Source organism: uncultured Oceanicoccus sp. (assembly GCF_963968385.1).
Classification (GTDB): domain Bacteria; phylum Pseudomonadota; class Gammaproteobacteria; order Pseudomonadales; family Dasaniaceae; genus Oceanicoccus.
In genome coordinates this window covers 1-6,174 of sequence record NZ_CAXAHB010000084.1, presented here as the reverse complement: position 1 = coordinate 6,174, position 6,174 = coordinate 1, and the positions used below count along the sequence as shown (strand labels likewise).

The following is a 6,174-nucleotide window of genomic DNA, read 5'->3' as shown; positions in this document are numbered from 1 at the left end:
ATTACCTGAGTATTCATAGGTAGCTGCCTGAGCAGATACGCTTGCTGTAGATGCTGCAACAGCAGCGGCTAATAAGGCTATTTTATTATTCATAACTAACTCCAGAGAGATTATTAATTATTTTGTTTTTTTACGATAGAAACTATCGGGACTAACCATAGCACTCTACTGAATGAAAAAAAGGTTAAATATTCCCAATATGCGCTGCATTGATACCTATAAGACTGCTAAAAAAATTAACAAGCTGATATGTTAGCTGCCATGGACCGCCTGTAGGCCAGTAAATACAAGGGGTAAAGCGATATACACTATTATTCTTAATCTGCCATTATGGATAATTGTAACTATTTACAATGCTGTTATGGCGGCTACAAGGAAGGCTTTTACCGCGCACAACAATACCAAAGTACTATTGTGGTGGTGTAACACTACCGTGCCGGTAAGCTATCAGCGCGCACCCACTCTACGCTGCGGCTGATAAAACCGACCTTACCGGTTATCAGCATACGGTCGGTTTCAGGTAAAGCAATCTTCACTCGCTTATACTCACCTAATTTTTCAATATAAAACAATGCCTGCCACAGATTTTGCTGACGACTGTCGGCTTTTATTGTCTTCAGTACTTCGCGACCAACCCGGTTGGGATGCTGATCATTGCGTACCACTATAGCACTACCCTTGTGTGGAAGGATCTCCAACCAGACAGGCGTTTTTGCATGTTTCCAGACACCTGCAATTTCTGCGTTGCAGGCCAATGGTGCAAACAGTAAGACTAAGCTAAAAACAGCACAGCGCATGATCATCGATTTACCTTTTCTGGTTGGGTGCCTTGTTTAATTCGATAGGCAACGTAAAACGGCAGCAACATTAACAGTGTTAGCACAAGGATAAGAATAGCGTCGCGGTACTGCAGCAAGATATTGAACATCATTTGTTTTGTCTGGGTGTAATCCGGCGGCACTGGCACCACTTTGTTATCTACTTGGTATTGCTGATAGCTAGACAACATGCGCTGGAAGCGTTGCGGTTGTGATGCTGATAAATCGATGGTCTCACCCGGATCATCCACAATATTAAATAAACGCCACTGACCATCACCCACCGGCGGCTGGTTGACTACCAATTTGTAATCACCCTGAAATAAAACACCATGGTCGGTCAGTTCATAGCCCACGGCGTCATCGGGGCCATAAACCCGTTCAGCCGCTCCTGACAGTAGTGGGCTGAGGTCGCGCCCGGTGATGGCTTGCACAGGCCGGCCAGCATAGCGCTCAGCAGGTGGTGAAACACCGGTTAGCGATAAAATAGTAGGGGTTATATCTGTGGCCCAGGCAAAGGCTGGTGTTAGCCGCTGCTGGTGGGCGACAGGTTTACCCGCAATAATTAGTGGTACCCGCATGCCACCCTCACCGGCGTAGAATTTGTAATAAGCCAAGGGACTGGCTGCCGCGCTGGCAAAACCGGGGCCGATGCTGCTGTAACTGCCCTTAAGGCCCAAGCTGTCGTAATCCAATGTATACCCGAGATTCTGTGGCATCAAGCGCGCGGGGAAGGCCAACGGATCGGTAGCGCCACTGGCTGCACTGCCGTTGTCCGAGGTAAAGATAAAAATCGTATTGTCGTATTGTCCGCGCTGTTTGAGAAATTCGATCAAACGTCCAATATGGAAATCCATAGCCTCAATCATGCCGGCGTAAACCGCCATGCGTTTGGCTTGATAACGTCGCTGCTGCTCGCTGAGTGCATCCCAATCTTCGGTTGTTGCCATACGAACCATGGCCGTGTCTGTCGGCACGATACCCAAGGCTACTGCTCGCTGCATACGCTGCTGACGCAGTGCATCCCAACCGGCATGGTAAAAGTTCATATAGCGATCGATATAGTGCTGCGGCGCCTGTACCGGCATGTGCACTGCCATAAATGGCAGGTAGGAGAAGAAGGGTTTGCCGTCTGCCAAATTACTATCGATAAACTCAATCATTTTATCGACTAAAAAGCGCGAGGAGTAAAAGTCCTCCGGCAGGGTAAACCGCTCACCATCAGCAAACCAGTTGGCCTGATCATAGATGGCCAGATAGGTTCGTTGTTCCCAGTTGTCGGCGCCAGAATCCATCATGGCCATGGTGCGCTCAAAACCACGCCGACTAGGCCGTTTATGCGGCTCCATACCCAGATGCCATTTGCCTGCCATATAGGTGTGATAACCCTGGTCTTCTAACAGGGTCGCCACAGTAACCACATCCTCGCCGAGTACACCCTGATAGTTTGCATGTTTGCGTTGCTGTGGAGCTAACATTTCGGGAATATTGGGCACGCCTGCAAGATGGCTATCTACGCCGGTAAGTAGCATGGCCCGAGCAGGTGCACAGTTGGCCGCGGTGTGATAATTGGTAAAACGCACGCCCTGCTCTGCCAGCGCGCTCAGGCTTGGCGTATTAACCTCACTGCCATAAGGCGCGATATCGGTATAACCCAGATCATCAGCAAGAATAAACACAATATTGGGACGAACGGGTTCAGCCGCAAATGCCGCCGCGCTGAATATAGCTAGACACACGGCAACACATAGAGAAGCGAGATTAAGCTGGCGCATAGTAATAAAGGTCATCGGCTTAACCTTCCTGCGGCAAGCGGCGCGAGGCGAGCCATAGAATCAGTACCACTACCACTTCTACGGTAATCGGACGTATCGCCAGAGTGGCATCATGCAGTAGCCAAGCCATAATGCGGCTTAGAGAGGCGATGGCCAGCAGCATCATGGGTGGATAATACCAACTGCGACGCTCAGTGATCAGCGCGATCATCATACAGCTAGCCAGCGTCAGGAAAAAGCTGGTCAAATCGCCGACCTGAGTACTTAACCCCAGACCTTCAGCTGGCGTCAGACCAACATTAGGCGCTATATCGGCCGGTGTCACTAGCCAGCGAACCCCAGTGATAAAAAAAAGAATAGCCGGCAATAACACCAACAGTTTAAGTAGCTTATTCATCGTTACCTCTCTCCCGCTGGGCAATGACCAGCATTATTTTATGCGCCGTTTTCAGGCTTGAATTGTTTAATCTGTTTATCAGTAACGCCGGTCACCCGGCAATCAATACATTACTACTGAGTGCGTTGGCGTTAACCAAATCCAGCACCCTGTGGTATACACCGCCGATCGCAGGTTGGCGATCGGCTTAGTGGACTTGGCTGATCTTATTGGCCAATGGTCAGTTTGTTCAACCTATTTTCTTCCTCTGGATGATTGTGTCTGTCTGATTACAAACCGTCTCTGGTACGAATAATGTTATCCGAGTTGGCCGGTAATGAAAAAGCCACTCCATCTTGGCCAACGGTATAATCGGGAAAAATATCCTCGGCGCCATTTAGATAAAGGGCTTCCTGTCCGGGAAACATAATAGGCGGCACGATATGGTAATAGAGCAAATGCCCAACGCCAGCATCGCGGGCAATCTCGGCAGCCTCAACCGGTGTGGCATGGTAGTCAATGATATCGTACAAGATCTTTGCCCCTATTCTATTACCGACCTTCTCCATAGCCCGCTCCATCATATTGACCAGATTTTTTGACAGACCCTCATGGACCAGCAGGTCAACGCCTTCAGCAAAGTGCTGCAGATTGGCCGACTTGACGGTATCACCACTAATCAACAGCGAACGGCCTTTGTATCTAAACAGGTAGCCAACGGCAGGCTCGACCGGGTCATGCTCCACGGCTAGCACCTCAACGGTTAGGCCGTCTTGGCTATAAACCGTGAGCAACTCTCCTATGGCAGGTTGAACAAAAGGCTGCGCTTTAAGACCGGCTCCGGCCAAAGGAGCGACAAGATCACCATGATGCTCATGACGGTAGACAACGTCCTGAGCATAGGCCTCATTAAATCCGTCAACAACTGACTCGACACCCTGTGGACCGTACACCGGCAGTGGACTTAAAAAATCACCTCCGGCCCAGCGGGCTACACCAAAATTGCCCAGACCATCAATATGGTCGGAATGAAAGTGGGTCAGGAAAACCGCTTGAATATCACCTGGATCAAAACCCATACGTTGCAGCACACTGCGCCCGTTGCTACCCGCATCCACCACAAAAAGTCGCTGACCGGCAACCACAGCCACGCAGGAACCAGAGGCTTTGGGCGCAGCCATTGGGCTGCCTGCACCACACAGAGCCAGATGCAAGCCATCTTCGAGCGTGGCTATATGATTCACGCTCAATCTCGTCTCAATAGCCCTCTCAGCCAGATTGGCAATGATGCTAATTCGCTGGCTGTAAATCAGTATGGAGAGCACAACAATACCAATGATTAATAACCATCTCTTTTTCATCTTGGCTCGCTATATCACTTGTCTAATTTAAGTACACAGTGCTTCACTCCAGCATTGACGGCAATGTTCAATAAATCAAACCATAGACAAAGATTTTTTATCCTTATCGCTTCCTAATGTGTACCTTTATCTATTATAGTAACGACTACCTGACAAATGGAATCATATTCGGCCACGGTTAAATTTATATTATTGCAATTGTTTGGTCTGAATCGATAGCTACCGAGAGCGCGAGATGCCACTAAATCGACTACTCTACGACCTTTCCAAACAGCTGATGTCCGAGCTGGAAATGGCAAAGGTAACGCCCAACAAATTTTTTTCCAAGGCCCAACAACGAGGTGTAACTACCACAGACACTAGCCAAGCAGGGTTTTCGGGACTTGAATGGCTGGCGCTGCTAGAGACTGCCATAGAACTCACTGGCGACCCTTGCTTAGCCATACGACTGGGGCAACGGATTGGTATTGAAAGTTATGGCACCTTTGGTTTCGCCCTCATGAGCTGCGCCAACCAGAGAGAAGCCATTGAATTATTAGAGCGCTACGGTAAGGTATTTTTCCAGACTTCCTACCAATCTTACGAGCACAAGGGAGGGTTGTTGTTGCGTGTCAATCTAAAAAATGGAACGCCTAGACAACAACAACTCATTACCGAACTGTGCTTTTCGCAACTGTCCTCCATAGGAACTTCTCTACAAGCAGGCTCGGTCAAGGGTGCAGAGATCCATGTAAGTTATCCAGAGCCTTCTCACTTGGCCTACTACCAAAGCGCATTTCCGATACCGGTAAAGTTCAACTGCGAACACAATCAATTGTTTATGTCGGCACAGTTACTGGATACACCGGTCAGAACCGCCAACGCTTCTGAGCATGTCGTTTTTCATCAACAGTGTGAAGAAATGCTACGCAGTCTGGACGGCGCCCAGAGCACGACTGTCGCGGTAAGACGTCTGCTGATTCAGTCCGCCGGCCAATTTCTCAACATTACTCAAGTAGCTGATCGTCTGCATGTTAGTGAACGTACGCTGAGGCGCCGTCTGAACGCCGAATCCACCAACTTTAAGACCATCATCGAGGAAATCAGAAATCTACTGGCCAGAGAGTATCTCGCCAAAACTGAATTGACCATTGCTGAAATAGCCTATCTGCTGGGCTATGCAGAGACGGTAAATTTTCGGCGGGCATTTGTGCGCTGGAATGCCGAAACACCGAATAAATATCGTCAACAACAGGCAGCATAGAAAATAACTTGTCCTCGCGACCAGAATAGATTCTGACCATCAGCCAGATTTAACTGTTTTGACACTTACTTAATGCAACGAGTGCTTTTTTGTTACTATTGTGTTGCATCATGCGCATACCAAAACAGTACTATGGTAACTAGGCAACATCCACAACCTAGCACCAACGCAGGGACAATAGTGCAACACCAAGAGCAAAAGGGCTAGCCACTATCAAACACAGTAATCAAACGGTTTCCAGCAAGACCGAAAAAAGCATGCACACTCCCATGATGCAGCAATACCTCAAGATCAAGGCTGAACACCCCCATGAGCTGGTGTTTTACCGGATGGGGGATTTTTATGAGCTGTTTTATAACGATGCTGAACAAGCAGCGGAGCTGCTCGGCATTACCCTAACGTCCAGAGGTAAGTCCAATGGTGAACCGATACCTATGGCGGGTGTGCCTTTTCATTCGGCAGATAGTTATTTAGCCAAGCTGGTGCGCCACGGCGAGTCTGTTGCTATCTGTGAGCAAGTCGGTGATCCAGCATCCTCCAAAGGCCCGGTAGAACGCAAAGTCATGCGAATTATTACACCGGGCACGATTAGTGATGAAGC

The 6,174-nt window shown here is 48.7% G+C and carries 5 protein-coding genes and 1 pseudogene; 2 read left to right on the top strand and 4 right to left on the bottom strand.

What is annotated here, in order from left to right:
• Positions 1 to 428: 428 nt before the first annotated feature.
• The 4 genes from AACP44_RS08050 to AACP44_RS08035 form a co-directional block, all read right to left on the bottom strand.
• The gene (locus tag AACP44_RS08050; protein WP_339340004.1) at positions 429 to 797 is read right to left on the bottom strand and encodes a hypothetical protein; all 369 of its coding nucleotides are present in this window, start codon (positions 795 to 797) and stop codon (positions 429 to 431) included.
• A gap of 2 nt (positions 798 to 799) precedes the next feature.
• On the bottom strand, positions 800 to 2,608 hold the full coding sequence (locus AACP44_RS08045) for an arylsulfatase (RefSeq protein WP_339340003.1): 1,809 nt from the start codon (positions 2,606 to 2,608) through the stop codon (positions 800 to 802).
• 4 nt (positions 2,609 to 2,612) lie between these two features.
• Complete coding sequence (locus AACP44_RS08040) at positions 2,613 to 2,990, bottom strand: hypothetical protein (RefSeq protein WP_339340002.1); 378 nt, start codon at positions 2,988 to 2,990, stop codon at positions 2,613 to 2,615.
• Positions 2,991 to 3,259: 269 nt separating this feature from the next.
• Positions 3,260 to 4,330, bottom strand: a complete 1,071-nt coding sequence (locus AACP44_RS08035; protein WP_339340001.1) for an MBL fold metallo-hydrolase — start codon at positions 4,328 to 4,330, stop codon at positions 3,260 to 3,262.
• Between the two features lie 235 nt (positions 4,331 to 4,565).
• Here AACP44_RS08035 and AACP44_RS08030 point away from each other — a divergent pair, with 235 nt between their 5' ends.
• Positions 4,566 to 5,573 carry an AraC family transcriptional regulator gene (locus AACP44_RS08030; protein ID WP_339340000.1) on the top strand — a complete coding sequence of 336 codons (1,008 nt, stop codon included), beginning with the start codon at positions 4,566 to 4,568 and terminating at the stop codon, positions 5,571 to 5,573.
• A 257-nt stretch (positions 5,574 to 5,830) separates the two neighbouring features.
• A pseudogene (locus AACP44_RS08025) lies at positions 5,831 to 6,174 on the top strand (DNA mismatch repair protein MutS); the annotation flags it as partial.

Excerpts from the sequence above, each read along its gene's own strand:
- AACP44_RS08050 (WP_339340004.1), bottom strand. The coding sequence starts at position 797 with ATGCGCTGTGCTGTTTTTAGCTTAGTCTTACTGTTTGCACCATTGGCC.
- AACP44_RS08045 (WP_339340003.1), bottom strand. The coding sequence starts at position 2,608 with ATGACCTTTATTACTATGCGCCAGCTTAATCTCGCTTCTCTATGTGTT.
- AACP44_RS08040 (WP_339340002.1), bottom strand. The coding sequence starts at position 2,990 with ATGAATAAGCTACTTAAACTGTTGGTGTTATTGCCGGCTATTCTTTTT.
- AACP44_RS08035 (WP_339340001.1), bottom strand. The coding sequence starts at position 4,330 with ATGAAAAAGAGATGGTTATTAATCATTGGTATTGTTGTGCTCTCCATA.
- AACP44_RS08030 (WP_339340000.1), top strand. The coding sequence starts at position 4,566 with ATGCCACTAAATCGACTACTCTACGACCTTTCCAAACAGCTGATGTCC.